The sequence below is a fragment of the Arthrobacter sp. UKPF54-2 genome (assembly GCF_007858535.1).
In the GTDB taxonomy this organism is placed as follows: Bacteria; Actinomycetota; Actinomycetes; order Actinomycetales; family Micrococcaceae; genus Arthrobacter.
This window is the reverse complement of the sequence record NZ_CP040174.1, coordinates 384,202-410,249: the sequence shown is the minus strand read 5'-3', so window position 1 is coordinate 410,249 and position 26,048 is coordinate 384,202. Positions and strand designations below refer to the sequence as shown.

The 26,048-nt window shown below is 64.1% G+C and carries 22 protein-coding genes; 6 read left to right on the top strand and 16 right to left on the bottom strand.

Annotation, left to right across the window (positions count from 1 at the left end; all coding sequences use genetic code 11):
* Positions 1 to 17 precede the first annotated feature (17 nt).
* From E7Y32_RS01725 to E7Y32_RS01685, 9 genes are all read right to left on the bottom strand, one after another.
* Positions 18 to 1,199 (bottom strand): HpcH/HpaI aldolase/citrate lyase family protein, encoded by a 1,182-nt coding sequence (locus E7Y32_RS01725; protein WP_146335566.1) that lies wholly within the window; start codon positions 1,197 to 1,199, stop codon positions 18 to 20.
* Positions 1,200 to 1,234: 35 nt separating this feature from the next.
* Positions 1,235 to 1,855: a hypothetical protein gene (locus E7Y32_RS01720; RefSeq protein ID WP_146335565.1), complete on the bottom strand. Its 621-nt coding sequence runs from the start codon at positions 1,853 to 1,855 to the stop codon at positions 1,235 to 1,237.
* 206 nt (positions 1,856 to 2,061) lie between these two features.
* Positions 2,062 to 2,604, bottom strand: coding sequence for a TerD family protein (locus E7Y32_RS01715; protein ID WP_261382591.1), 543 nt, complete (start codon positions 2,602 to 2,604; stop codon positions 2,062 to 2,064).
* An 8-nt stretch (positions 2,605 to 2,612) separates the two neighbouring features.
* The gene (locus E7Y32_RS01710; protein WP_146335563.1) at positions 2,613 to 3,131 is read right to left on the bottom strand and encodes a hypothetical protein; all 519 of its coding nucleotides are present in this window, start codon (positions 3,129 to 3,131) and stop codon (positions 2,613 to 2,615) included.
* Between the two features lie 34 nt (positions 3,132 to 3,165).
* Positions 3,166 to 4,362 carry a toxic anion resistance protein gene (locus E7Y32_RS01705; protein ID WP_146335562.1) on the bottom strand — a complete coding sequence of 399 codons (1,197 nt, stop codon included), beginning with the start codon at positions 4,360 to 4,362 and terminating at the stop codon, positions 3,166 to 3,168.
* Between the two features lie 31 nt (positions 4,363 to 4,393).
* Positions 4,394 to 4,975, bottom strand: coding sequence for a TerD family protein (locus E7Y32_RS01700; RefSeq protein ID WP_146335561.1), 582 nt, complete (start codon positions 4,973 to 4,975; stop codon positions 4,394 to 4,396).
* 67 nt (positions 4,976 to 5,042) lie between these two features.
* Complete coding sequence (locus E7Y32_RS01695; protein WP_146335560.1) at positions 5,043 to 5,624, bottom strand: TerD family protein; 582 nt, start codon at positions 5,622 to 5,624, stop codon at positions 5,043 to 5,045.
* Positions 5,625 to 5,689: 65 nt separating this feature from the next.
* Positions 5,690 to 6,244, bottom strand: a complete 555-nt coding sequence (locus E7Y32_RS01690; RefSeq protein WP_315897979.1) for a TerD family protein — start codon at positions 6,242 to 6,244, stop codon at positions 5,690 to 5,692.
* A 93-nt stretch (positions 6,245 to 6,337) separates the two neighbouring features.
* Positions 6,338 to 7,393 (bottom strand): DUF475 domain-containing protein, encoded by a 1,056-nt coding sequence (locus E7Y32_RS01685; protein ID WP_261382505.1) that lies wholly within the window; start codon positions 7,391 to 7,393, stop codon positions 6,338 to 6,340.
* Between the two features lie 437 nt (positions 7,394 to 7,830).
* Between E7Y32_RS01685 and E7Y32_RS01680 the strand changes: the two genes are divergently transcribed.
* From E7Y32_RS01680 to E7Y32_RS01665, 4 genes are all read left to right on the top strand, one after another.
* A complete protein-coding gene (locus tag E7Y32_RS01680; protein ID WP_146335555.1) occupies positions 7,831 to 8,109 on the top strand; it encodes a hypothetical protein in 279 nt (92 codons plus the stop codon).
* A gap of 131 nt (positions 8,110 to 8,240) precedes the next feature.
* Positions 8,241 to 9,038, top strand: coding sequence for a VWA domain-containing protein (locus E7Y32_RS01675; RefSeq protein ID WP_186467022.1), 798 nt, complete (start codon positions 8,241 to 8,243; stop codon positions 9,036 to 9,038).
* 309 nt (positions 9,039 to 9,347) lie between these two features.
* Positions 9,348 to 11,093 carry a DUF4041 domain-containing protein gene (locus E7Y32_RS01670; RefSeq protein ID WP_146335551.1) on the top strand — a complete coding sequence of 582 codons (1,746 nt, stop codon included), beginning with the start codon at positions 9,348 to 9,350 and terminating at the stop codon, positions 11,091 to 11,093.
* On the top strand, positions 11,093 to 12,397 hold the full coding sequence (locus E7Y32_RS01665; protein ID WP_146335549.1) for a DUF2510 domain-containing protein: 1,305 nt from the start codon (positions 11,093 to 11,095) through the stop codon (positions 12,395 to 12,397). Before E7Y32_RS01670 ends, E7Y32_RS01665 begins: the two co-directional genes overlap by 1 nt.
* 95 nt (positions 12,398 to 12,492) lie before the next feature.
* Here E7Y32_RS01665 and E7Y32_RS01660 read toward each other — a convergent pair whose 3' ends face one another.
* The 5 genes from E7Y32_RS01660 to E7Y32_RS01640 form a co-directional block, all read right to left on the bottom strand.
* Complete coding sequence (locus E7Y32_RS01660; RefSeq protein ID WP_261382504.1) at positions 12,493 to 14,106, bottom strand: alpha-amylase family glycosyl hydrolase; 1,614 nt, start codon at positions 14,104 to 14,106, stop codon at positions 12,493 to 12,495.
* On the bottom strand, positions 14,103 to 15,029 hold the full coding sequence (locus E7Y32_RS01655; RefSeq protein WP_146335547.1) for a carbohydrate ABC transporter permease: 927 nt from the start codon (positions 15,027 to 15,029) through the stop codon (positions 14,103 to 14,105). Before E7Y32_RS01655 ends, E7Y32_RS01660 begins: the two co-directional genes overlap by 4 nt.
* Positions 15,026 to 16,051: a carbohydrate ABC transporter permease gene (locus E7Y32_RS01650; protein WP_261382503.1), complete on the bottom strand. Its 1,026-nt coding sequence runs from the start codon at positions 16,049 to 16,051 to the stop codon at positions 15,026 to 15,028. The genes E7Y32_RS01655 and E7Y32_RS01650 overlap by 4 nt, the downstream gene beginning before the upstream one ends.
* Before the next feature lie 82 nt (positions 16,052 to 16,133).
* Positions 16,134 to 17,456, bottom strand: a complete 1,323-nt coding sequence (locus E7Y32_RS01645; protein WP_146335545.1) for an ABC transporter substrate-binding protein — start codon at positions 17,454 to 17,456, stop codon at positions 16,134 to 16,136.
* Positions 17,457 to 17,578: 122 nt separating this feature from the next.
* A complete protein-coding gene (locus E7Y32_RS01640; RefSeq protein ID WP_146335544.1) occupies positions 17,579 to 18,598 on the bottom strand; it encodes a LacI family DNA-binding transcriptional regulator in 1,020 nt (339 codons plus the stop codon).
* 470 nt (positions 18,599 to 19,068) lie between these two features.
* On the opposite strand from E7Y32_RS01640, the gene E7Y32_RS01635 reads away from it, so the two are divergent.
* Complete coding sequence (locus tag E7Y32_RS01635; protein ID WP_146335542.1) at positions 19,069 to 19,695, top strand: DUF4230 domain-containing protein; 627 nt, start codon at positions 19,069 to 19,071, stop codon at positions 19,693 to 19,695.
* A gap of 142 nt (positions 19,696 to 19,837) precedes the next feature.
* A complete protein-coding gene (locus E7Y32_RS01630) occupies positions 19,838 to 20,104 on the top strand; it encodes a hypothetical protein (protein ID WP_146335541.1) in 267 nt (88 codons plus the stop codon).
* 3 nt (positions 20,105 to 20,107) lie between these two features.
* Here the strand turns inward: E7Y32_RS01630 and E7Y32_RS01625 are convergent, their stop codons facing one another.
* A complete protein-coding gene (locus E7Y32_RS01625) occupies positions 20,108 to 23,257 on the bottom strand; it encodes an exodeoxyribonuclease V subunit beta (RefSeq protein ID WP_146335539.1) in 3,150 nt (1,049 codons plus the stop codon).
* Complete coding sequence (locus E7Y32_RS01620; RefSeq protein WP_146335537.1) at positions 23,254 to 25,932, bottom strand: PD-(D/E)XK nuclease family protein; 2,679 nt, start codon at positions 25,930 to 25,932, stop codon at positions 23,254 to 23,256. The genes E7Y32_RS01625 and E7Y32_RS01620 overlap by 4 nt, the downstream gene beginning before the upstream one ends.
* Positions 25,933 to 26,048: the final 116 nt, after the last annotated feature.

Genomic DNA, 26,048 nt, shown 5'->3' with positions numbered 1-26,048 from the left:
ATCCGTGGAGAGTTGCGTCACCGCATGTTCGCTTCCAGTAGTTCGACAAAGTTGACTCCGGGTCTCGCAACCCCGAAGGCCCGGGCCCGCAGCAGCGTGCGCTCCGCCCAAGCGCGGTGAGGCTTCAGCTCGTTCATCTTGTTTCCGTAGGACGACGCCTTCACCCCGCCCCGTGCGTCCCCAGCTATGTCAACGGCGTCAAGGTATTCCTCGTGACTTACCACGCACATGGCATGCACCACCGGGACATGGGTGGGATGGATGACCGTCTTGCCCAGCAGCCCGTTGGCCAGGTCCAGCTCGATCTCGCGGATCAGGCCGTCCAGGTTTTCCATCAGGATGCGCTGACGGAGCTCGCCCTCGTTGACGGCCTCGAACGGCGTAGACCGCAGTTGGGGCCGCAGAACCCGTTCAGTGTTGACGAAATGTTCCCAGACTGGGCCGGAGATGACCCAGCCGTCATTCGGGCGGCCGAAGATGTTGACGACATCTCCAATGATGTTAGCCACGACCTTCACGTTGTAGATGGTTAGGTCGCGGGAACGCCGCAGACCAAAGGCACTGGACATGTCGGTCGCACCGATTCGGACACAGAGCACCAGATCGCGGAACTCTTCGACCAAGGCGAGATTGTCCGTCAGTACCCGGACGCGTGACTCCAAGTGGGTAGTGGACAGGTCCTCGATGATCGGCATGGCCATCAGGGCCTGCTCCTGCGGCGCCCCGGTGCGTCCGGCTTCTTCATTCAACAGCTGCAGTGCCTTCAGAAAAGTGCGTCCGCGTCCTGTCTCGTTCTCAAACTTGGGCAAGACGAAACCGTAGACCACCCTGAGGGCGGCGCCGGCCCGCCGGCCAATGTCGAGCAACTGTTCGGCAGTGCGGCAGCGGATGAAGATCAGCGGGAGCTCATCCGGTTCGTCCAGAGCCAAGTCGGTCAAGGCGGCGAGCAGGTTCTCCTCGGCGGCGGGCACCTCCCCGTCGGGGACGGCGTCCTCGAGGCAGATGACAACGCTGAGGCAGCCCGCCGCGGCCTGCTTCCGGATTCCGTGCGCCAGGGAGCTTCTCGTGGCCGGCGAGTAGAGGGTGGCCCCAAGCGCGACGGCCAGAAGACCGGGTTTTGAGGTGCGGTGAAGGTGTTCAGGGCGCTTGTGGAAGAGCCGATCCTTAACGGATTCGGCAAGGGCTTGGAAGTGCTGCATTGTCCCCCGGTGGTTTGCAAGTATGCGCTTGCGGATCAGCGCAGGAGGACCCGTTGGTCCAGTGGAGTGGTCATGGTGAAGCCGAACATAGCCCAGATGGCTGCGTCCAGGCCATCCGCGGGCACGAACTCGGCGCGGAGCTCGAGGACCGAGCCAATCCTCGCGACATACAGAACGCTCCGCAAGCCCGTTTCGCTGCGCGCGGCGACGGCGGCAGCCGCGCCGTCATTAACTCCGACCGTCAGCGGCATCTCCCCGGCGACGAACAGCGCGCGGCGCAGTAGCCGGACGTGTCGCAGGGAAACGATGCCGGCGCCGTCCTGGACCCCGACAAGAGGCCGGTTTCCGGGAGTAAGGACGACGGTCCCGGCCGTCAGCCCGTCCGACTGTTGCGCGCCAGCGGATAACTGTTCATCCTCCCAGGCTGCGGAACGAACCCCCGCAACTAAAAGTGAGCCGATCGCGGACTGGCGCGGGTTGAGCCGAACAACCGGACTCTCTGCGTCCAGTTCGCGGAGGCTGCCGAAGCCGGGTGCCGGGAACAGCCGTTCCGACGCAGTCGGGGCAGGCCGGGGGCGGGTTGTTGCGGCCACGTCGGTGGTGCCCGGCCGTGCGGCCGCCGGGTCGGCGAGTGTCAGCCCGGCGGCCGATACCATGCCCGGGACGACCGTGGGTCCGCTGGACGGGGCTGTGGAGGGGCCAGCGCCGAGCGTCAGTCCGGTGGATGGGATTGGACGGGGGGCGGCAGAGGGGACAATGCTCCGCACAGTCGGTTGCGTGGGCCCGGGCTCCGTCACGGTTTTCCGGCGCCGGCTAAGGTATCCGATGTCGGTCCGCACGGCCGTTCTGATCACGGCCATAGTTAGAGTTTCAACTTGAAGTCGGCGGCGACGGCTGCGAGCCCATTCTCATAACCCTGGCCGAGGGCACGGAACTTCCAGCCTCCCGCGTGGCGGTAGAGCTCACCCAGGATCATGGCGTTGATCTTGTCGAGGTTCCCCCGGGGCACCGTGAAACGAAGAAGCTCCCGGTTAGAGTCGGTCGCGACCCGCAGATACGCGTTTTTGACGGGCGCGAAGGTGCCGGGCCCCCGCACATCCGGATCTACGTAGAGCAGGACCGCGATCTTACTTACGGACTCCGGCACGCGGTTCAGGTCGACGTCGATCTGTTCCTGGTCCTCGGACCCGGCGAAGGAAATACTGCCATCGGGGCTTGCGATCTGGTTGAAAAAGACGAGGTGGTCATCCGAAAGGGCACGGCCATCCTTGCCGCACATGATCACCATGGGCACTAGCTCGGCTTGCGGACCACGGCTCGGGATAACGTCCCAGCCGATCCCCAGTAGTACTTTTTCCAGCCCAGGGTTCTCAGCTGTGAGGGCGGCGTTGCTGCCCGCAACCATTGAAGCCACTAGTGTCCTTCCAAGTGAAGACCATCGATATCAAATTTGTCCCGGAGGAATTGACCGTGGACTGCCAACTCCGTTATGGCACCCGTGCGGACCTGGTTGTCCAGGTTCCGGACGGTGGAATGGAGCACGTCAAGCTGCTCCAGCAAGACAGTCGTGTCAGTGGAACCGTCCGTCCGTGATGCCGAGCCCAGCCTCAGGTAGGCATGCAACGGCGACGGCAGGTAGTCGGTGACGACGGCCTCCAGCAGGACGCCCTGCTCGGTTGAAGCTCCCGACTGGCGGATGTAGCCGATGAGGGAGCGCAAGATGTCCGTAATCTGGAGCACCTGTGACACTACGAGCGGGGGCAGCTTGGCCCCGTTGGTCAATACTGTCCGACGTAGCTCTTCGAGCGCGGCGCCGGTGATTGTCAGTTCGTCCCCGGCCGAATCGTCTGCCGTAGGAGCGGCCCCCGCGACGGCGGCGGAGCGGGGTGCCGCTCCGCCGCCGAATAACGAGCCCAAGAAATTTGCGACCATAGCCCGTAAGCCTATTGCTTAGGACAGGCGGCCACTAATTCCCCTCCTGCTGCCGCACCCTGTCCAGGTACGGTCGGGCCCGCTCCAGCCCGGTTTCGAGGGCATGCACGGTGCCTTCCATGCTCTTGTTTGCCTGGGAACGGAAGGTGTCGATGGCATCCATCGTCTGGAAGACGTTGTCGAAGGCACGCTGCAACGTCTCGACGCTGACCCCGGAGCTTGCGGCCTGCTGGTGGATCCGTGCGGTCTGATCCTTGAGCATTTCGCTTGTCTTGAGGATCATATTGTTCGTCGTTGTGTTGATGGCGTCGATCTGGTCGAGCACCATCTTCTGGTTCGCCAGCGCCTGGGCCACGATGACGGCGGTCCGCAGTGCGGAGATCGTCGTCGTACGGGCACGTTCCACGCCCTTGATGAGCTCGGTGTTGTTCTTGCGGATCATGTCGATGGCGAGATATCCCTGAACCGAGACGGCCAGCTGGGTCAGGATGTCCTGGTGGCGCTGGCGGATCGGATACAGCACGTCAGATTCGAGTTTGCTCGACTCTTCGATCTGGCCCTGCATCTTCATCTCGTCGATCCTGTTAGCCGTAGCCGTGTCCAGGGCCTTGGCAAAAACCGCGTATTCGCTCAGGCCCTGCATGGTCTCCCACAGCTGGGTCTTTTCCTGGGCAAGCGAGGCGTTGTCCTTGAGCAGCGCGTCCTGTCCCGCCATCAGGGACTTGATGATCTTGTCGAGCTGGGTCTGCGCACTCTCGTATCGCTGAAAATACTTGGCGAGCTTGTTGCCACCGGGGATGATCCCGAGGATCTTCCGGCCCACGCCCAAATCGGCGTTGTTCGGTGTCAGGTCTTCAACGGTGGATCGGAGCTCACCAAGCGTAGAGGCAACCTGCACCTGGGCGCTGCTGCCGGACTTCTTGGCCCCGGCCAGCGAGGTCGACGACCGCTCCAGGAGCCGGCTCGAAGTGTTGGCGGAGGCCACGAGCTGCTGGCCGCCAAGCCGGTTGATGCCGTCGATCTTGCTCGTGTACTCGGGGCTAAACGGACTCATCGACGCGATTTCGCCAACGAAGGCACGTGCCTGGGCGTTGATTTCCTGCTGGCGTTCGGCCGGGACCGGCACCATTCCCGGGGCGTCGTCTTCCTTGACGATGCCGGGAGCCTCCGGTGCGTTCAGTACGAGCGGGTTCGCGGCCGACGTCTCAGGCGGTGTGAGTTGCATGCTCATTGTTGCGTCTCTCTTTCTGTGGTCTCGGGGCTTAGCCGAGGTGAACGCCGAAGTCGGCGGCGATGCCGGCGAGGCCCGTGGCGTATCCCTGGCCGACGGCTTTGAACTTCCACTCGCCGTTGTAGCGGTAGAGCTCAGAGAAGATCATGCAGGTCTCCGGCGCGGCATCTTCGCTCAGGTCGTAGCGGACCACCTCGGCATCGCTTTCCTGGTTAACGACGCGGCAGTAGGCGGAGCGCACCTGGCCGAAGTTCTGCCGGCGGGCGTCTGCCTGGTCGATCGAAACAACAAAGACGATCCGTTCAACGTCGGCACCGACGGCCGAGAGCTCGACGGCGATCACTTCGTCATCACCGTCCCCCTCGCCGGAGCGGTTGTCGCCCTTGTGGACCACCGAACCGTCGGCGGCCGCCGGCTGGTTGTAGAAGATGAAGTCCGCGGAGCTGCGGACCTTCCCGTCGGCGCCCAGCAGGAGTGCCGAGGCGTCCAGGTCAAAGGCATCACCCGTGGTGGTGCGGGGATCCCAGCCCAGCCCCACGAGAACCTTGCTCAGTCCCGGATCGGTTTTCGTGAGCGAGAGGTTGCTGCCTTTGGTAAGCGTCAGTCCAGCCATGGGTTGTTCTCCTTAATCAATGAGCTAAATGGGGTCCGCGGGCCGGCGGCGCCGGGCCCACTCGGACCTAGTCCAGGACGATGCCGAAGTCCGTGGCCACGCCGCGGAGGCCAGAGGCGTATCCCTGCCCCACAGCGCGGAACTTCCACTCGCCGCCGTTCCGATAGATCTCGGCGAAAATCATGCACGTTTCCGCTGCGGCATCCTCTGTGAGGTCATAGCGGACAACCTCGTTGTCCGACTCCTGGTTCACGACCCGGCAGAATGCATCGCGCACCTGGCCGAAGTTCTGGCGCCGCGCTTCTGCCTGGTCAATCGACACTACGATGACGATCTTCGCGATGTCGGCGGCGACGGCGTCGAGGTCGATCAGGATTTGCTCGTCGTCGCCTTCGCCTTCACCCGTGCGGTTGTCGCCCTGGTGCACGATTGAGCCGTCCTTGGAGGACAACTGGTTGTAGAAGATGAAGTCGTCGTTGGAACGCACCTTGCCGTCGGCACGGACCAAGAGTGCCGAGGCGTCGAGGTCGAACTGTTCGCCGGCAGTGCTTCGCGGATCCCAACCCAAGCCGACCATGGCCTTGCGGAGCCCGGGATCGGCTTTGGTCAACGAGAGGTTGCTGCCCTTGCTAAGAGTGAGGCTAGACAAGAGGTACTCCTTAAAATTCGGTGTGTGTGTGTTGAGTTGCGCTGAGGAGCGCTGTTTCGATCAGGCTAAAGGGCCGCGGCAGCGGCGCCGCGGACATCGCCGGGTGTTCGTCCATGGGCCGGCGCGCCGATGGCCTGGAAGTTCCAGATGTTCCCGTTTCGCGAAAGCTTGGACATGACCATTGCCGTGTACCGTCCCGATTCGGTGAGGTCGTAGCGGGCGACTTCCGGGCTGCCTGCCACGGAGTCATCGATCACGCGGCAAAACGCGTTCTGGACCATGTCGAACGTCTGCTGGCTGTAGCTGGTGATGACGAATACGATGTGCGCGACGGCCGGTGACACGTTCGGCAGGTCAACCATGAGGGTTTCGTCGTCGCCCTCGCCTTCGCCTGTCAGGTTGTCTCCGGTGTGTCGGATGGAACCGTCTTTGCTGGTGAGCTGGTTGAAGAACACCGTGTCGAGGTGCTGGCCCTGGGCGTCAAACAGGATGGCCGACGCGTCCAGGTCGATCTCCACTGTCTTGGTGCCGCCGAAGAAGCCCTTTTTTGCGGGAACCGCGGAGTCCCAGCCGAGGCCCAGACGGACGTTCGTCATCGAATCGCCGTTCTGTTTCGTCAATGACAGAGACTGGCCCTTTTGCAAACTCAAACCCATTGAATTACTCGCTTTCCTAGTGGTGTCTGTGTACTTGGCGTCTGTGGCGCCCGGGACTTAGTTGTTAGCAGGCTCAAGGGATTGCGTCTGCTCGGCGACAAGAGCCCTCTTGTTGCGACGCACCGAGCCGATAAACGCGGCACCGATAAAGACGACGCCGATGAGGCCCGTGATGATTTCGTTGACGGGGACCACGATCGTGACCAGCAGGATGACGGCCAGCGCGCCGATGGCCCAGTGTGCGCCGTGGTCCAGGTATTCGAACTCGTCGAGCGTGCCCTGGCGGACCAAGAACACCGTCAGGGAGCGCACGAACATGGCGCCGATGAACCCGAGTCCGAGGGCGATGATGATGGGGTCGGAGGTGATGGCGAAGGCCCCGATGACACCGTCGAAGGAGAAGGAGGCATCGATGACCTCCAGGTACAGGAAGAGCATGAGGGCAGCCTTGCCCGCCACCTGAGCGGCACCGGAGGGGCCCGAGTGAACGACAAGATCGGCGTCCGCTGCGTCGACGTCGCCGTCTTCGTCGACGTCGAAGAGATTCCCGAGGCCGTTCACGAGGAAGTACGTAATCATGCCGAGTAGGCCTGACAGCAGGACGATGCCCTGCTTCTCACCAGCAACAGCCCCCGCGATGGCCAGGGCAGCCATTCCGATGATCAACGATGCACCTTCGAGTTTGCCCAAACGGGCGAGTGGGATCTCGAGGAACTTGATCCATTTAATGTCGCGGTGAGCCAAGATGAAGTCCAGGAACAGCATCAGCAGGAACATCCCACCGAACGCCGCAATCTGCGGGTGGGCTTCGTGCAGCAGGTATCCGTAGCTGCCCGGGGTGTGCGGGTCGCCCTTCTCCATTGCCAGGCTCACGGCTTCGATTGGGTTCAGGTTGGCGGTGACTCCCACAATCAGAAGAGGGAAGAGGATGCGCATCCCGAAGACGGCGATGATGATGCCCACGCTGAGGAACATCTTCTGCCAGAACGGGTTCATCCGCTCGAGGATTCGAGCATTGACCACGGCATTGTCGAAGCTGAGGCTGATTTCAAGGATGCCCAGGATGAGGCAAAGGATCAGTGCTTGGGGTCCGCCGTAAAGAAATGCGACCACCAACGCGATGGCGGTGACCGCAAACGACCACCCGAATGTCTTGAGGAACACGCTGGAACAACTCCCGAAACGAAGGGTCCTAGCCGAGCAGCGCCGACAGGACGGCAGAAAACGTCCCGGAAGTTATCCCCCAAGACTTCGTGGCAACAGCATATAGGCAGGCACGGACACTTTGTCCTGCGACGGCACTGCGTTTCCCGATTGTGATCGTCCGCGTCCCAAGTGCGTGACGAATCCATTGGCATTGCTCGCTGTTCACGTTGGTGCGGGTGCCTGCGAAGCCACCGCAACTGTGCGGGGCCGCCCCTGCCTCGGTGGCGACATGACGCACGCAATCAATAATCTTCACGTCAAGAGCGCAGCCAGAGGGTTGACCATAGGCTATCTTGTCGAAAGAACGCTGCAGGCGGCGAATGAATGAACCAATGGGGGACAGGATGACTGAATTTAGCGTGGCGGTACAGGAAGTAACCGCCATGATTCGACGGAAAGCACGAAATTCACTTCTGATCAACGGAGCGATTTTCCTTGCAGGGCTCATTGTTAGCTTGGGCACCCTCACATCCGCCTCGAAATCAGGAGGCGGCTACGTAGTCTTCTGGGGCGCGATCGTGTTCGGGCTCTACGGGTGCGTCCGCGCCGTCATCCGCTTTGCGCGGGCTGACAGTGAGGCGGCAAGGATCGTGGCCGCTCACTCACTGGTCACCAGCCGTTAAGACCACATTCCGCTAACGGCAGTCCCGGTCAGCAGTACCGCGAGGAGATGCGGGAAGGCCGCGCATGCCGCAGGTACGCATCCCCCAACGCAGGCAAGAATCACAGAAACTCATCGAAAAGGACTCAAAACATGGCACTTTCCCTCGACAAGATCGGCGAACAGGCCCCGGGCCTGCTTTCACTGGCCAAGACCGCTTCGCAGGCCGTCGATCACTCCGGGCTAAATGGGCAGAAGGCCAAGGTCGCCTTGGCACTGGACTTCTCAGGTTCCATGAGCAGGGTCTACCGTTCGGGGGCTATGCAGCGCCTGGTCGAAAAGGCGCTGGCACTGGCAACCCAGTTCGATGACGACGGAGCCATCGATTTCTTCGTCTTCGATTCCACGGCGGCATATTTGGGCGAGATCAGCATTGATGACTTTGCCGGGTCCGTAGACCGCCTGACCAAAGGCCGGAGCATGGGCGGCACGAATTACGCTGACGCGTTCCTGACGATCCGAAAGCATTTCGGGTTCGCTCCGGCAGGAGGCGCCACTCCGGCCGCACCGCAGAGGAGGGGGTTCTTCGGCCTTGGCAAGGCGCAGCCCACGCCAACTGTCCCGGCCGCTAAGCCGTCGACTCTGCCCGCAGACATCCCTGTGTACGTGTTGTTCTTGACCGATGGCGCGCCGGACAACCAGTCGAAGGCGGTCCGTGCTTTGACCGAAGTGTCGACTGCGCCCATCTTCTGGAAGTTCCTTTCCATCGGCAGGCAATCGATGCTCTTTCTGGAGAAGCTGGATACGCTCACGGACCGGTTCGTGGACAACGCCAACTATGAGCCCGTTGGCGATGTCGACGCCATCAGCGACGCGGACCTGTTCAAGAAGATGCTGACGGAGTTCCCGGACTGGCTCAAAGAAGCCCGCAGCAAGAACCTCATCCAGTAACACCCCCGGGGCCCACCCGGGGTCGAGCTCCCGGGCAGAGATGGAGGGCCGTCGACGTTCCGCAGGCTACGTTGACGGCCCTCGTGCCTAACCGCTCAGCCGCTGTGCAACCAGAGGGCGTCGCCCTTCCCTCTTACATATAGGGAGGCCGCTCCTGTCCGGCGTTTAGCAGGGCCTAGCGGCGCAGATTGGCTTCAGAGGGCATTGACCACATGCGAATTCCTCGTGAAGACGAAAGATCGGACATTGCGCCCCACGCCGTCTGATTCTCATGGGGGAATCGATGTCGCTAAGGCTCGGCGGTGCCGTTTGGAGATCTTCATCAGTGATATCTATCTGCTGTTGTATGGTCTTTGGATGCCGCACTCAATCCTGTCCAAGGGTGGAAACTCGATGCTGTCGACACGTCCTGGCGAAAAATTGTCAGTCGACCTCAGCTGGAAGTCGTCCGCGACAAGTTGCGACGTGGACCTTTTCCTGATCATGGTCGACGAAGTCGGGCAGGTCGCTTCCAATGAGGCCGTCGTCTTCTACAATCAGCCGAGATATCTCGGGGGTGCTGTCGAATATCTCGACGGAAATTCTGTTCCGGTGGGTATCCAGGAACACTCTGCCACCATTTTTCTGTCTCAACTTCCTGAAGATGTTCACCGCATCTCAATCGCGGCCAGTCTTGATTCCACGGACGAGGTTCTAGGCCGTCTCACGGACCTGCGTTTGCTTGTCAGATCACCTTCCGGGGTTTCCTTCGAGGTTCCGGCTTCAGGACTTCTCGATGAGAATGTTGCCGTTATGGGCGAAATCTACCGCCGAGACGGCGGATGGAAGATCCGCAGCGTGTCGCAGGGGTGGACGGGCGGTCTGGAGTCCTTCCTTGGCGAGCATGGAGTGACTTTGGGCGGGGAGCCTCAGCCAGCTTCCGTGTCAGCCATGCCCACGGCTAACACGCACCGCCTCGAAGATCTACACGACCTGGAACACCGGATCCGGGAAAAAGAGGCAGTGCTAAGGGACCTCGAATCCGCGATTGTAGAGACCCGCGAGATCAAGCTCCTTCAGGAACTCGGACTTTACGAGTTCGCACACCCGCTGGACAACGCGATCAAATATAAAGATCGCCTGGATCTCCTCCGCGCGGAGGTGAAGGAAACGGCGAAAGAACGCGGCGTGACCGGAGCCGCAAACTGGGCCGTAAACGGCAGCTTGCAGGACGGCGCCCGAATGGTGCGTGAGCAGTGTCGGTTGATGTTGCGCGCGTACAACGCCGAAGCCGACAACTGTATCCGAACGGTCCGCAGCCACAACCTTGAGCCGACGATCTCGCGGTTGACACGGGCGAAAGAATCGATTCAGAAGCTGGGTCGCAGCATGGCCATCCAGATCACGGACGGGTATCACGAGCTCCGCCTTGCTGAAATTCGACTTACCGCGGACTACCATCTGAAGGTTTCAGAGGAGCGGGAAGCACAAAGGACACTCCGCGAGGAACTCCGTGAGCAAGAAAAGGTCGAGCGCGAACTGCGGAAGGCCCGCGAGAAGTTCCAGAAGGAACGCGATCAGTACCAGGCGGCACTCCAGATCGCGATTAACAGTGGAGATGCCTCCGCCATTGAAACCATGCAGTCGCGGCTCGACCAAGCCGAACTCAACCTTCGCGACATCGAAAACCGGGAGGCCAACGCCAGGGCCGGTTACGTCTACGTCATTTCGAATCTCGGGGCCTTCGGCGACCAGATTGTGAAGATTGGAATGACGCGCCGTCTCGAACCGACAGAGCGAATCCGCGAGCTGAGTGGAGCAGGTGTGCCGTTCCTCTACGACGTCCATGTTCTATTCTTCAGTGATGACGCCGCGGGTTTGGAGGCGCAATTGCACCGGGAATTCGAAGACCGTCGTGTCAATCGGGTCAACCTTCGCCGGGAGTTTTTCTACGCCACCCCTCACGAGGTCCGGGAAGCGGTTCGAAGAATCGTTGGTGCAACAACACTCGAATTTAGGGAAGAAGCTGACGCCTCAGAGTTTCGGCGGAGTATGTCCATGTCCAAGGGGGAATAGTGGGATTCAGAAAAAGCACGTCGTTCAAGGTGATGCCCGGTGTGCGCGTCCGGGTTTCCACCAACGGAGTAAGCACCTACGTGGGCGGCCGCAAGGTTACTTCACGAAAATCTCCGGCCAAGTCGCGGCCCACCTCCGCAAGACCGCCGGCTGCAGCTCCGGCACCAGCGCCGGTTCGCCCGGGCCTTTTTGCACCCAAGGAGGAAAAGGCCCTTTTCGCATTCATCTCCCAGCCGGACGCCGTGGGTGCTGATGAGGCCGTACTTGCCCATCCGCAGTACGCCAAGCTTGCAACGACTCTCTTGGGGCTGCGCCACCTGATCCACGGACAGACTGACCTCGCTGTTGAGTGCCTCCGGGCGGCCCTCGCTCTCGACGGCCTAGTGGAGTCCCATACCTTCACTCAGAAGTATCTCTCCGGTTATCGGCTGACCCTGGGGATTGCCGGGGGCGTCTCGGTGGAACTGCCCCTGTCCGATGACTCTGCGACCTTGGCGCTCGCCGAGGGTTTGCAGATCCAGGGACAGACCCAAACGGCTGTGTATTACGTTGAGGGCCTGGATCCGAGCTATCCCGCGTTGCTAAGTCTTGCTGACCTCTACGTCGAACTCAATGACTGGCATGAAGTGCTTCGACTCACGGACGGCATGGTAGTCGATTCTGAGATCACGGCAATGCTCGCCATCTTCCGTGCCAAGTCGCATCTAGCACTTGGCGAACTTGTAGCCGCCAAGGAATGCATTAAGTCACTGACGGCGAGCAAGAAGTTTGGGAACGGTCTGCGGTTCCAGGCGTTGGCCCTCCGTTCTGAGATTAGTCTGGCCGAAGGGGCCTTCGGCCGCGCGACGGCGGACTTGGAAAAAATTCTGGCCGAGGATTCGAGTGTCGCGGGAATCCGAGAAGCAATGACCAGGATTCAGCGCCGTCAACATGAGACTGAGCAAGCTAAAGCCGACGCCGTCCGCCAGGCCGCGCAACAGAAAGAACGTGCAGCAGAGCTGAAGCGGGAACAGGCTGAGCGCGTCAAGGAGGAGAGGCGGGCTGAAGCGGAAAGAGTCCGCGCAGAGAAGGCCGCCGAGCGGGACCGGCTTGCAGCCCAACGGGCAGCGAAACCTGCCTTGCAGGCGGCCGTCATTGACCTCTCTATTGATGACGACGCTCCGCCCGCTATCGACGGGCCAGCGCCTGCTCGAACCGATGCCGGAGGTCTGCAGCCCGGGTTCTATCCGGACCCGCAGGAACTTGCGCCCTTCCGCTATTGGGACGGTTCGGCGTGGACCTCCAGAATCAGGATGCAAGCGTAACTAGATCGCGCCGGACGTCCCCAGGTCCGTCGGCTGTCCGGATTCGCTCTGCGAAGCCCCGCGGCACCGACGCATCCGAATCAGTGCAGTCGTGGTCATCCTCGCAGAACCCACGCGGCGTTGTTCGGCTGCAGCCAGCCGTCTTCCGCCAGCGGCGCGGCGCTGAGCAGTACCGTTCCGGGCGGCAGCTTCACAGGATCGGTGCCCATTGCGACGGCGACCAGGAAGTTCTCGCTCCGTTCGCAGACCAGCAGGCCCCCATCCTCCACACGCCAGATGCCGCCGTCGTCCGCGGTGAAGACCCCGTCGCCCCACAGCTTCCGACGCAGATCCAACGCAGCCCTGACCAGCGCCAGCGAAGACCCGGGATCCTGCTCCTGCAGCTCGACGGCGTGGCCGCCCCAGCCTGCAGGGACCGGCAGCCACGGCTCGCCGTTTGCCTCCGTCAGGGAAAAGCCGTGGCTCAAGGCCGGGTCCTCGGTCCAGGGCAGCGGGATCCGGGCGCCGTCGCGGCAGACTCCGCCGCGGGCCCACATGGGGTCCACCCGGGCCGCCAGCGGCACGTCCGCCTCGGGCAGCCCGAGTTCCTGGCCCTGGTAGAGGTACGCAGGGCCGGGCAGCCCCAGCAGCGCCACCAGCGCGGCGCGGGCGCGCAGCGTGCCAAGCTCGCCGCCGCCAAAGCGCGTCACGGACCGGACAATGTCGTGGTTTTCCAGCGCCCAGGTCGGCGTCGCCCCGTGCAGCTGCCGCGCGGCTTCGAGCTCGTTCCCGACGGCGGCCCAGGCCTCCGGGTCCCAGCCGAGCTTGACGAACGCGAACGCGAAGGCCTGCTGCATCTCGTCCCGGCGGGTGTAGCGGGCGGCGCGGGCCGGTTCCAGGTTCACCTCGCCCACCAGCAGGCGGTGCGGCTCATACTGCTCCGCGAGGGTGCGCCACCGGCGGTAGACCTCGTGGACTTCCTCCTGGTCGGAGACCTGTGGGTTGGACCGCAGCCCGTCCACCACCCCGCCCTCGTAAGGCGAATCCGGCAGACCCTCGGCCTTGAACAGGGCATGCGCGACGTCGATCCGGAGGCCGTCCACGCCTTTGTCGAACCAGAAGCGCAGCACGCCGTCGAAGTAGTCGCCGACGGCGGGATTGCGCCAGTTCCAGTCCGGCTGCCCGGCGGAGAAGAGGTGCAGGTACCAGTCGAGATCTGTCTCGGACGACGGATTCGAGCGGCTCCAGGCGCGGCCGCCGAACACGCTCTGCCAGTTGTTCGGGGGAGTGTCACCCCCGGGACCGTGGACGAAGTGGAACATCTCCCGTTCGGGTGACCCCGGCCCCGCCGCCAAAGCAGCCTGGAACAGCGGGTGCTCCGAGGAACAGTGGTTCGGGACGACGTCGAGCAGGACCCGCAGGCCCAGCGAATGAGCCAGTTCCAGCAAAGCATCAAACTGTTCCATGGTGCCGAACAACGGGTCCACGCCGCAGTAGTCGCTCACGTCGTAGCCCTGATCCACCTGCGGGGAGGGCTGGAATGGGGTCATCCAGATCCCGTCGACGCCGAGCGCGGCGATGTACGGCAGCCGCGCGGTCAGCCCGGCGAGGTCGCCTACGCCGTCGCCGTCGCCGTCCGCGAACGAGCGCGGATAGACCTGGTAGATCACCGCGGATTCCCACCAGGCGGCCGGCGTCAGGACGGTTTCCTCGGCCACAGCAGGGCTCACTTGCCGGTGCCCGCGGTGAGGCCTTCGACGATCCGGCGCTGGAAGACCAGCACCATGATCACCAGCGGCACGGTGACGATCACGCCGGCGGCCATCTGCTCGCCGAAGGGCGCCTGGAATTCGGTGGCGCCGGTGAACTTGGAGATCGCCACGGTGGCGGTCTGGATCTTGGGGTCGTTGATCATGGACAGCGCGATGATGAATTCGTTCCAGCTGTGGATGAAGGTCAGGATCGCGGTGGTGAACACGCCCGGCGCGGCGAGCGGCAGCAGCACCCGGCGGAACGCCTGCCACTTGGTGCAGCCGTCGATCATCGCGGCTTCCTCGAGGTCGAACGGGAGGGCCTTCATGAAGGTGGTGAGGTTCCAGACGGCCAGCGGGATCGCGAAGGACAGGCTGGGCACGATCATCGCCTGGTAGGTGTTGATCCAGCCGATGTCCGTGAAGAGGCGCAGCAGCGGCACCACCACGGAGATGCCCGGGAACATCGACGTCGCGATGATGACGCCCAGGATCAGCGACTTGAAGCGGAAGTTCAGCCGCGAGATGGCGTAGGCGGCGAACACGCCCAGGAGCAGGGCGAACGCCGTCGTGGTGCCGGCGACGATCAGCGAGTTGAGCAGCGCCTGGCCGAACATCGTGGAGCCGTCGAAGACCTTGGTGTAGTTCTCCAGCGAGAACGGGGCCGGCAGCAGCGAGTTGTCGAAGATGTCGGCGGTGCGGCGCAGGCTGGAGACCAGCATCCAGTAGAACGGCGCCAGGCAGTAGGCGAAGATCAGCGCCAGGCCGGCGTAGACGCTGTAGGAGCGCCAGCTGCGCTTGGGCTTCTGAGTGCCGGGGCGGACGACGGCGGTGCCCGGCTTGGGTGCGCCGGAACCGGCGCCGGAATCGGCGGCGGCGTTGCGGAGGTCGGAGAGAGTCATCGGGTGGCCTCGGCCTTCTTGGTGCGGGACTTCTTGGTGATCAGCTTCAGTTCCTTGGCGCCGGTGACGTCGGCGCCGAGCACCTTCACAAAGACGATCGCGACGACGGCGACGTACAGGAAGAGCATCACGGCGAACGCGGAGGCCGAGCCGTAGCGGAGCTGGTTGGATTCGTCCCAGGCGAGCATGGAGAGGGTTTCCACCGATTCCTTGCCCGGGCCGATCAGGACGAAGGGCAGGTCGAACATGCGCAGCGCGTCGAGCATGCGGAACAGCACGGCCACCAGCAGGGTGGGCTTGACCAGCGGCAGGGTGATGGAGCCGAGCTGGCGCCACCAGCCGGCGCCGTCGATCCTGGCGGCTTCGTAGACTTCGCCGGGGATGACCTGCATGCCGGCGAGGACCAGCAGGCCGATGAACGGGGCGGTCTTCCAGACTTCGGCGATGATGACGGCCACCTTGGAGGCGTCCCCCTCGGCGGTCCAGAGGATTTCGCTGCCCAGCAGGGTGTTGGCGATGCCGTCGGACTGAAAGATCCAGCGCCAGAGCAGGCCGGAGACGGCGGTGGGGACGGCCCATGGGACCAGGATGCTGGCGCGCAGGAAGGACCGGCCGCGGAAGGCGCGGTTCATGGCGAGGGCCAGGCAGAGTCCCAGCACGGTTTCGAGGAACACCGTGGTGAGCGTGAAGAAGGTGGTGTTGGCGAAGGCGTTGAGGAAGCGCCGGCCGGATTCGCCGGCGAAGAGGTCGGCGTAGTTGGCCAGGCCCACGAAGGAATCGACGTCGGAGACGAAGCCGTCCGCGTCCAGGCCGGATTCGGCGCGGAACAGGGACTGGTGCACCGCGGAGAGCAGCGGATAGGCAATCACCAGGGCCAGCATCAGCAGGGTGGGGGAGAGCAGCATCGCGGCCATCCGGCCTTCGCCGGCGGTGCGTTTCCCGCGTTTGGGGGGTCTGTTGGCGCGGGGCCTGCTGGCGTCCGGCGCGGGTGGCAGGCCGGCGGGGGCGGTCGTCGTCGTCATGCTCGGTACCTCACTGGGGTGGAAAGCGGTGGAGAGAATGCCTGGCCGGCCGGCGGGAAACCGGCCGGCCAGGCGTGGGTGCTTACTTGCTGGCGAGCTCGGTGAGCTTGGCCTGCATGTCATTCAGGGCGGTGTCCGTGTCCTTCTTGCCGGTGATCGCGGCGTAGGCCTCTTCCTGGATCGCCTTGGTGGTGGCGCCGTACTGGACCACCTTGGGGCGCGGCTGGGCGTTGTTCAGCGACTTCAGCAGGGTGGGGAAGAACGGGCGCTTGGCGACGACGGCGGGATCCTCGAAGAGGGCGCCGTAGACGGGGGCGCGGGAGGACAGGGCGAGGCGCTTCTGGGCCTGCTCCTGGCTGGTGAAGAACTTGACGAATTCCAGCGCGGTGGCCTTGTTCGGGGTAAACGGGGAGATCGCCAGGCTGCGGCCGCCCAGGGTGGAGACGCCGGGGCCGTCGGTGCCCGGGATGGAGGTGATGTCGAACTTGCCGTTGACCTTGCTGGAGCCGTCGGTGGCGGTCAGGGAGGCGTAGACGAAGGGCCAGTTGCGCAGGAAGACCACCTTGCCGTCCTGGAATGCGCGGCGGCCCTGCTCTTCGAGGTAGGTGATGGCGTCGGAGGGGAACATGCCGTCCTTGAAGCCGTTCACCAGCAGGTTCAGGCCCTTCTTGGCCTCCGCGGTGTTGACCGTGGGCTTGCCGTCGGCGTCGACAATGTGGCCGCCGGCGGAAGCGACGGCTTCGGAGAAGTTGACCGTGAGGGCCTCGTTCTTGTCGAACTGGCCGGCGTAGCAGGACATGCCCGCGGCTTCCGGGAGGGCCAGGATGGCCTTGCAGGCGGTCTTCATCTCGTCCCAGGTCTTGGGTGCGGCGGCGATGCCGGCGGCCTTGAGCAGGTCGGAGCGGAAGTAGAGCAGCGCGCCGTCGGTGTAGTACGGGGCGCCGACCAGGGAATCACGGTAGGTGGCGGCGTTGACGGTGGCCGGGATCATCTTGTCCGTGGGGACGGCGTCCGCGGGCAGCGGCATGATCCACTTGTTGGCGGCGAACTCGGAGGTCCAGACGACGTCGAGGTTCAGCACGCTGAAGGTGTCCGACTTGATCTGGGCGTTCTGGATCAGCTGCTGGCGCTGGGCGTCCGCGGAGTCCGGCAGTTCGATGAAGGTGACCTTCTGGTCCGGGTGCGCGGCGTTCCATTCCTCGATGCTCTTGTTCGCGGCGCCCGAGGCGTCGCGGTTGGAGACGTAGTTGATGGGGCCCTTGCCCTCGAAGGATGCGGCGGTGGCCTTCGGGGTGCTCTTCGCTTCCGTGGACGCTCCGCCGCAGCCGGTGAGGGCGACGGCGGCGACGGTCAGGGATGCGGTGGTGGCCAGAAGAGTTTGCCAGGTGCGGCGGCGCTGCCTCATGTGTTGCTCCTTGTTATCTGATTTATGCGGGTGGTTTGGTGCATGCGGAACGGCGGCTGGTGTATTCGACGCGGGGTTGTTGCGGTCCTGCGCCGGCCGCCGTGGGTAGTGGTTTGGGGGTCTTAGTCGGTGGGTGGTGGGCCCGTGGGTGTTGGGCTGGCCGGTGTTGGATTGGGCGGCGCGGTGGAGCCGCGCTCGATCAGCCGGTGCGGCATGATCTTGGGGCCCAGGTCGCGGGAGCGGAGCAGCTTTTTCACGGCCATCCGGCCCATTTCCTCCAGCGGCTGCGCCATGGTGCTCAGCGGCGGGTTTACGTGCCGGGAGGTGGAGGTGTTGTCGAAGCCCAGGACGGACACGTCCTCCGGCACCCGGAGCCCGCGCCGCTGCAGTTCGTTGACGACGGCGGCGCCCATCTCATCGCTCATCGCGAAGATCGCGGTGAGGCCGGGATCCTGCTGCAGGAGTTCGTCGACGCCGGCGGCGCCGCTTTCGTAGAAGAAGCTGCCGGTGGCGGTGACCGGGGTGCAGCCCGCTTCGGTCATGGCGCGGAGGTAGCCGCGTTTCCGGGGCTGGGCGACGTAGATCGACGCCGGGTCACCGGTCAGCAGGCCGATGCGCCGGTGGCCGAGCCGCAGCAGGTGACGGGTCGCGTCGTAGGCTGCCTGCTCGTCGTCGATCGCCACGCTGGGCGAGCCGGATTTGTCGCTGATGGCGACGGAGATAATCGGGACGTTGGGTCCCAGCAGCTGCCGCGTCTCCGGCGTGATCACCGCGGAGATGAGGATGACGCCGGCGGCCCGGTAGGTGCGCAGGGTGCGGAGGTAGCCGGCGATGTAGGCGGACTTGGCGCCGGTGCGGCCCAGCATCACGGCGTAGCCGCGTTCCTGGGCTTCTTCTTCGACGCCCTGCATGACCTGGGAGGCCAGGGCATCGGACACCATCGGCGCGAGCAGCCCGATCACGGAGGTCTGCCGGGTTTTCAGGCCGCGGGCGAGGTGGTCCGTTTCGTAGGAGAGGCTCTTGACGGCCGTTTCGACGCGTTCCCGCGTTTCGTCGGAGTAGCCGACCAGGCCGTTGACTACCCGGGAGACGGTGGCAGGGGAGACGCCGGCGTGCCTGGCGACATCGCGGATGGTGACCACTGTTCCTCCTCCCTGAGGGTGCCTGCGGGTGCCGCGTGAACCGGCTGTGGGCCGGGTTACGCAAACGGTTTACGTAAACGGTTTCGTTGCGTGCAGGATCAACAGTAAGGGGTGGGTGCGGGATCGCGTTGCGTTTCGTAAACGGGCACCAGCCGGTTCGTCCGAAGTTGAGGAGCCTTTGCTTTTTGAGCGGACGGTGGGCGCTTGAGGGAGGAGGCTGATCGCGCCGTACCCGTCCAAGCGCGGATCCACGAATACAATCGCCATAGATTCAAAGCGGCCCGGTGGGATTCTGGCCTATCTGCCAAGCTCCCCCTGCAATTTTCAGGACGGGTGGGGCGTGCCGTACTCGGCCGCCCCTCGCATCCATATATGGTTCGAGAGGACTTGTCACGGTTGTCTGGTGCGGCTAGGCAACCCGCGTAATTTCGAGGGTCTCGATGTCGAACGAAGCTGGAGATTGAATCGTCATGAAGTTTTTCAAAGCAAGGGTGTTGCTTTGGCCGGCCTTGCTGCTCGTGGTGCTGCTGGGCGGGGGAGCGGCCGCCGCATTCGCATCCGGCGGACTGAACGCACTGGGCCTCAAGTCGCTGTTCGGCAGCAGCTCCAGCGAACGTGATTCCCAAGTGGTTCAGGCCGTCACGCGCGTGCAAGAGGTCGCCTTGCTCCGCCTTCACATCGAGGGCATCGATAGGCACGAAAGCAATGGGGAATTTCTCGGCGTGGCCATCCCCGCGAGCGAAAAAACCACTCTGCTCCAGTATAGGTTTGACGCGAAATTAGGCGTCGATAGCTCGAAGGTGAAGATCGAACGGACCGGTCCAGAGTCGTTGCGCGTGACTATCCCTGAATCCAAGTTCATCGGCTTTGACAATCTCGTGTTCGAGGATGCTCTGGAGAGGGGCAACCCGCTTAGCTGGCTGGCCGAGCCAGCCGTTCAAAATCGCATGAGGGACAACGTTCTCAGCGACGAGAACAAGCAGAAGTACGTCACCCAAAATGAAGAAGCCTTGAAAGATCAAGCCAAGGTGTTCTATCGGGGAATAATTGCCAGCGTCGCTCCCGAAGTTACCCTCGACTTTGAGTTCGCAGGGTAGATTCCATGGCTCTCCCAGCGAGCGACGAAAGCTACGCTTGAACGGCACCCGCGCCAAGTTACAAAAATTTCTTAGCCCTAAGAAGTTTTTGTAATCCGCCCAGGATGCGCTCTTTGTCTGATCTCGGGCCTACAGTGCTCCCATGACTCCCGACGAGACGCCCCAAAGCCCCGCACCGAAGAAGAAGCGGACCGTCTCGCGAAAATGTCCGGTATGTGGCGGCGAGGCCTGGCGGATTGCCTACGGGATGATCATGCCGTCGGCGCGCGAAGCAATGCCAGAGAACACCGAGTTCGCCGGATGTTGCATCGACATGGAAATCCGCGAGTACCCAGCCACCGGTAAGACGGAGATCGGCATACCCAAATGGGCATGCCAGAACCCGGAGTGCCGTCACCGCTGGTGGTGAGGCTTAGCCAATCCGGAATACCTTCCCCAGTGCCGGCATGTGGATCAGCATTTCGACGACGGGGCGCCCGGTGATGGACCCAATCGCTTCGGCATACCCTCGCATCTGGCCGATGTACTTGTCCTTGATGTGACCGACAGGATCCTTGCCCGGGTAGGACTTGTGGTCCACCAGCACGAAGCCGGCTGGCGTCTCCAGCAGGAGGTCGATCCACCCCTCCATGAGCTGGTTGTCAGCATTCCGCCAGGCAACCGACTGCTCGGTGGTGGCCGTCGCGCCAGGGTAGTGCTGGTGCAGGAAGGCGAGTATTCGCTCACCCGCTTCCACCACAACGTCAGCGCCGACGGCGGAGGCCGCACCCCAGCGATCCAGAAGACGGTGCGCCGCCCGGAGCCGGACGGAGGCATCCATCTCGGCGAGGGGCAAGGCGAAGTAGCCGTGGATGGCGGAGCCCACCTGATCCCAGATGGCCGCGCCGTGGGGAATCAGCTGCGGGCCAAGGACGGCCGCCTCGGTGACGTCGGCAGCGAAGCCGAAGCTCTCCAGGGAGCTGGCGGTCACCCGGGCAGGTTCATGCGAAACCGGCGATTCGACTGCCAGGCCGTCCTCGTACTCGACGTTGGCGCCGTCGTCGGTATTGGCGGGTCCGTCCGCAGGCTCGTAGCTGAAGGCCTCCACGGCGAGAGTGTGTTCGCCGTCGCGCCCTTGGACAGTCAAGGTGCCTTCGCTACCGGTTCCCTCAGTCCACTCCACAATCTGGCCGGTCCCGAGCGAGTTCAATGAAGCTGGCGCGGGCTTGGCGGCGGCCAGGCAGGTCACGCTGACGGACCGGGTCAGGCCCACGTAGAGCACGCGCGCCGAGTCGGCCTGGCGCCGGGCCAGGACCCGCTGCGCGACAGCCGAGGAGTCGGCCGCTCCGGAGAGAGGCTTGAATCCCTTGGTGCCGAACGGCCAGGGCCAGAAGCGGATCCAGCGTCCGACGAGGGGATCACGGACGTCGATCTCATCGACGCCTTCGACAGCCACGCCCCACGGTTTGGCTACGACCTCGGTGTCGAGGCTCGCCAGCACAACCGCCGGCCACTCCAGCCCCTTGGCCTTGTGGTAGGTCAGTACGTTCACGACGTCGTCGCCGAAGTTCTCGCTGCCGGTGCTGTCGGCATCTGCAAGAAACTTGAGAGACCCGCTCAGCGTCACGGGCTTGCCCAGCGCCGCACACGACTCGTAATACTGCTCCAGCAGCGAGCGCAGCGCGTCCAGATTCTTGAGGCGGGTTCCCGGGTTGCTCCACGACTTGATGAGCCGGGCAACCCCAAGGCGCGCTGTGACCTCTTCCATGATTTCGGTCGGCGTGCACACCGTGGCGAGGCCGCGAAGTTCCACCAAGCCGGACACCAGCGGGTCGGCGGCCCAGCGCTGGAGCTCTTCCCGGGGCTCCGCGGCGTCGAACAGTGCGGGGACCCAGCGACCGAACTCGGGATGGTCAGGATGCAGGTGCGCCAACTCGGCCAGGGCCACCGTGTCGTCGTCGGACGCGACGAAGGCCATCCCGGCACGGACCAGCTGAATTTCCCGAGCGGCGAACAACGAGGAGGTGTTGGTGGTCGCCTTGACTCCGAGCGCCGCCAGTTCCGCGGCAATGGCCGCCACAGCGTCATTTGACCGGGCGAGGACCGCGACGTCGGACCCCTTGAAGTTACGCCGCTGCAGCAGATCCACGACGCCGGCTGCGACCGCACGCCGCTGGTCCGGCACGGTTTTGGCAGCCAGTGTCCAGGCCTCTCTGGCGCCGCCCAGGGCGTTCTTGGGATGCGCGGCGTCGAGGCGGGCTTCGGGGACCGTCAGCTGGACTTCGTCCTCGCTCAGCTCCGGGAACATGGCGAGGCTGATCGCGTTTGAGAGGTCGATGACGGATTCTTTGGACCGCCAGGAATCATGCAGCTGGGTCTTGCTCTCAACCCGGGCGGCAACTGCCTTCATCAGCTCCGGGTCAGTGCCCCGGAATTCGTAGATGGCCTGCTTGGAGTCGCCCACCCAGACCACTTTCTCCACCAGCTCGGCGAACTTGGTGAACAGCTGGAGTTGCAGCGGGCTGGTGTCCTGGAACTCGTCCACCACCATGAACTTGATGCGGCTGGTGATGGAGGCACGGAATTCCGGGTTGTTCTCCAGCAGGTCCAGAACCAGGGTTTCCTGGTCCGCGAAGTCAATCAGTCCGTATTGCCGCTTGAAGTCCGCGAACCGGTCCAGGCAGGCAGCGGCGCAGGCAAACACCAGTTCGGTGAATTCACGCAGCTCGGTTTGGAAGGCCGGATTGGAAGCCAGCTCGACGTCGACCGCAGAAATGTAGCTCTCCAGCTGTCGTTTGGCGTTGGCGTTGGAGACCCCGGCCGCCTCGATCCAGAACCGCCAAGGAGCTTCCTCCGGCGACGCGTGGGTCAGGACCGGCTCCAGCAGGGCGATTGAGGCCAAGAGGTTCTTCGGTGGAGTCTTGCCGGATTCGGCGATCTCTGCGGCCAGCCCGCGAAGGCCCATCAGCCCCTGGAGGAGCTGGTTGGACCAGGTTGCCCGGTCGTCGAGGCCGGCCGGACCCAAAACCTGTTGCAGCCCCTGCCATGAGGCCGCGGCGGAGTGCGTCAGCGCCGAGGGGGCAATCCTGTTGCTGCGGGCGGCATCGGTGATGTCGCGGACGATCTTGCGCCAGTCGGTGTCGGTGCCCCGGATGTCGGCTTCGCCGTCGTGTCCCAGCCGCCGGGCGAGCGGCTGGATCCGGGGAGTGAACTCTGCGAAGACGGCGTCCGTGGCGAGCTGGAAGATCCGGAGCTGTTCGTCTTCGGCGATGACCTGGAGGGCCGGCGACAGCCCGGCGTCGACCGCGTATTCCTGGAGCAGTCGGCTGCAGACGCTGTTGACAGTGCCCACCATGCTGACGGACATCTGCCGAGCGGCATCGGGGCGTTCCTGGCCGAAGAGTTCGGCTTGGACCCGGTCGATGAGTTCTGCGGCGGCCTTCTTCGTGAAGGTCGTGGCCAGGATCTGGCTGGGCTTCGTGCCGCTGTTGATTTCGCGCGCGATTTCTCCCATCAGGCTGTAGGTCTTGCCGGTGCCGGCGCTGGCCGTGATCATCGTGACGTTGTGCAGTGCGTCGTTCATGACAGGTCCCCCTTAAGACCGCAAAGTGCGGAGAAGTCGCAGAAGTTGCAGGGCGGCTTCTGGTAGAGCCGGCCGTCCGCCGTCGCCGTGTCCCGCTGCTCAGCGGGGGAGCCCAACTCCTGTCGTCCGGCCGCGAGGACGCGCCCGCCGACCACTTCCGAGATGGAGAATTCGGCGGCGCGGACCGAGCGTCGCCAGGTGCTCCGGCTGGACGCGGGGCTGGCCAGGGCCGGGCCGAAGAGGTTGCTGGTTGACGCAAACTCTCCCTGCTTGAGCATGTAGTAGGACATCGCAGCATCTTCGGCGACGGTGGACATGGGGTCCGGCCCGTCGTCCAGGGCCCAGTGGTAGAGGGCCAGCTGCATGGCGTCGCCCTGGGTGATTTCGTCGCGGCGGTACTTCGAACGGTTGGTCCACTTGAGGTCGATCACGACGGGTTCGGCTTGCTGGTCCGCGGCCAGGACATCGATGAAGCCGGAGACCCTGACTTCGATCTGGGTTCCGTTGACGTTGAACAGGGCCGGCTTGCTGAACTCGTGCTCGGTGGCGCGGATGTAGACCCCTTGCGTCTGTAGGGTCTGGAAAAGCTTGATGACCGAGTTTTCGATGATGGGCCGGAGGCCGGCGAGTTTGCTGCCGCGGCCCGGCAGGAGCAGTTCCGAGGCGTAATGCGGCACGAGTTGGTCCAGTTTGGCCTGGACCTCCGCCGGCTCCGGTACCGCCCGGTTCGCGGCGTAAAGCTCGCCAAAGAGTTCTTCGACCACCCGGTGGACCAAGGTGCCGATCATGGTGTTCCCGGTGGGGACGGACTGCGCGTCGCCTACCTTCAGCCGGCCCTTCTTCTCCAGGATCCACTTCATTGAGCAGCCAATCAACGTGCTGAGCTGCGAGTAGGAGAGCTTGTCCGGCATGAACTCCGGACGGGGACCCAATTCATGGGATGCCGGCATCGGCGTAGTCCGGGCCGGCTGCACCGGTGTCAACGCGGCGGTGCGGCCTGCGAGCCGCCAGACGCCGTCGCGCACCAGCTCGGCGGGGGTGGTGCTGAAGGCGGAAACGGCATGTTCCACCGCCTTCTTGTTCTCCTCCGGGGTTCCAGGCAGGGGCGAGGGGAGGGTGCTGAAGGCCAGCGAGGACAGCACCGGGTGGGCCTTCGTTGGCTCCCCGCCGATCTCCGCGGCGCGTACCAGCAGGAGCCGGCGACTGCGCCTCGCGGCGTTCACCGCCACCGGGAGTTCCAGCTCGGCCAGGACAGCGGGATCCGGCAGGACGACGCCGGCGCCGAGCAGCGCCTGGCGTTCGGCGTCGTCCCAGTGGCGGGACCGGACCTGGCCGTCATCCTGGCACCCCCACCAGACGAGCGAGTCGACGTCGTCGCACAGTTCGCCGAGGCTGTGGATTGTCACCCACGGCGCCGCTTCGCCGCCGGCCAGGGGACTGGCACTGGCGGGAATGACGGATTCCAGGATCCGCGCGATGGTCTTGCGGTTGACCGGCTCGGGCCCGTCGATCAGGGCCGTGAACTCGTTGAGCTGGCTGAGGACGGATTCGAGCTGGGGGTAGAGCTGCACGCGGCGGCTGAGCTGGGTGCGCAGCCATTGGGCGCGTTCGACGACGGCGGTGCCGGTGACCGTTCCGTCATCCGCCAGCAGCCCGATGCTGAGAAGCTGGTCCAGCTCTGCCGCTACGACGGGGCCGAGAGCATCGTCGCTGCTGATGTCCTTGAGGGCGCTCAGCCATGCGTCACCGCCGGTGCCCGGCTGGGCGGCGAGGGCGCGGAGGAGATGCCGGGCGGCGGCGCGCCGGACGGGGCCGACCGGGAGGTTCAGGAACTCGCCCAGCAGTTGGACGTCCACCGGTCCCCAGATGACGGTAAAGAAGAGGGGAATGATCTGGTCTATGGCCCGCCAGCGTGAACGGCTGCTGACACCGATTCGTGGCAGTCCGCGGCGCTGCAGCTCCTGGTCCAGCAGAGCGGTGCTCGTGGAGGCGACGACGGCCGAGCGATCAGTTCCGGCTTTACCTGCAGGCTTCGGCGCGGACGCGAGCCAGCGGGCCGTGTGCTCGGCGGCTTCCCATTCGGTTTTCGCGACGAGGACGGTCACCTCGCCCACTGGTTCCGTCAGCACGGACGGCTCCATGACCGTGACGCCGCGGCGCTCCAGGGCGCCGATGAGGCGGGTCCAGATGGCGGGGAACGAGGCGCGGGGGTGCTGGAGTTCAAGCCGTGAGATTCCCAGCGGCCAGTGGGCAGTGGCTTCGCTCTCAAGCTCATGGATGAGTTCAAGCGGGAAGTCGGCGAACGCGCGGTCGAGGGGGAGCCGGCTCTGTTCCAGGGTAGCGAGGGCTTTCAGCTTGGCGCTGGATCCGTCCGGGGCGAGGCCCGTCCACCCGTTGGTCACAAGTTCGTCGCGCATGTTCAACAGGTCGATGGCCGTGGACCACGGATCGACGGAGAACGATCCGTGGAACCATGCCTCCGGGCTGTCCTGCTCCGCGAGCCGGGCCATGAACTGCCGGATCCGTGTGGAGTGGCGGGCATCGGGGCCGGTGAGCCCGAGCCGGGTCTGCAGGAGCTGGGCCAGCCCCAACGGACCGAGCCTCACGGCGCCGAGCGCGGAATCACGGTAGGTCCATGGAGCGCGGTCCAGGTACAGGCCAAACAAAACTTTCACATCATCCCCCGGGACGTGTTGGAGCGACAGTTCCTCGATCATATGGGCCGGGTCGGACAATGAAGCTTGCGACGCGTTGGGGTGACGGAGGATGAGGGACGTCAGTCTTGTCGGCC

What these genes read in the sequence shown, in the direction of transcription:
- E7Y32_RS01700 (WP_146335561.1), bottom strand. Translation starts at nt 4,975, where the DNA reads ATGGCTGGACTGACGCTTACCAAAGGCAGCAACCTCTCGCTCACGAAA.
- E7Y32_RS01630 (WP_146335541.1), top strand. Translation starts at nt 19,838, where the DNA reads ATGACTCCCGACGAGACGCCCCAAAGCCCCGCACCGAAGAAGAAGCGG.
- E7Y32_RS01650 (WP_261382503.1), bottom strand. Translation starts at nt 16,051, where the DNA reads ATGACGACGACGACCGCCCCCGCCGGCCTGCCACCCGCGCCGGACGCC.
- E7Y32_RS01720 (WP_146335565.1), bottom strand. Translation starts at nt 1,855, where the DNA reads ATGGTATCGGCCGCCGGGCTGACACTCGCCGACCCGGCGGCCGCACGG.
- E7Y32_RS01715 (WP_261382591.1), bottom strand. Translation starts at nt 2,604, where the DNA reads ATGGTTGCGGGCAGCAACGCCGCCCTCACAGCTGAGAACCCTGGGCTG.
- E7Y32_RS01625 (WP_146335539.1), bottom strand. Translation starts at nt 23,257, where the DNA reads ATGAACGACGCACTGCACAACGTCACGATGATCACGGCCAGCGCCGGC.
- E7Y32_RS01725 (WP_146335566.1), bottom strand. Translation starts at nt 1,199, where the DNA reads ATGCAGCACTTCCAAGCCCTTGCCGAATCCGTTAAGGATCGGCTCTTC.
- E7Y32_RS01645 (WP_146335545.1), bottom strand. Translation starts at nt 17,456, where the DNA reads ATGAGGCAGCGCCGCCGCACCTGGCAAACTCTTCTGGCCACCACCGCA.
- E7Y32_RS01655 (WP_146335547.1), bottom strand. Translation starts at nt 15,029, where the DNA reads ATGACTCTCTCCGACCTCCGCAACGCCGCCGCCGATTCCGGCGCCGGT.
- E7Y32_RS01635 (WP_146335542.1), top strand. Translation starts at nt 19,069, where the DNA reads ATGAAGTTTTTCAAAGCAAGGGTGTTGCTTTGGCCGGCCTTGCTGCTC.
- E7Y32_RS01705 (WP_146335562.1), bottom strand. Translation starts at nt 4,362, where the DNA reads ATGAGCATGCAACTCACACCGCCTGAGACGTCGGCCGCGAACCCGCTC.
- E7Y32_RS01675 (WP_186467022.1), top strand. Translation starts at nt 8,241, where the DNA reads ATGGCACTTTCCCTCGACAAGATCGGCGAACAGGCCCCGGGCCTGCTT.
- E7Y32_RS01680 (WP_146335555.1), top strand. Translation starts at nt 7,831, where the DNA reads ATGACTGAATTTAGCGTGGCGGTACAGGAAGTAACCGCCATGATTCGA.
- E7Y32_RS01710 (WP_146335563.1), bottom strand. Translation starts at nt 3,131, where the DNA reads ATGGTCGCAAATTTCTTGGGCTCGTTATTCGGCGGCGGAGCGGCACCC.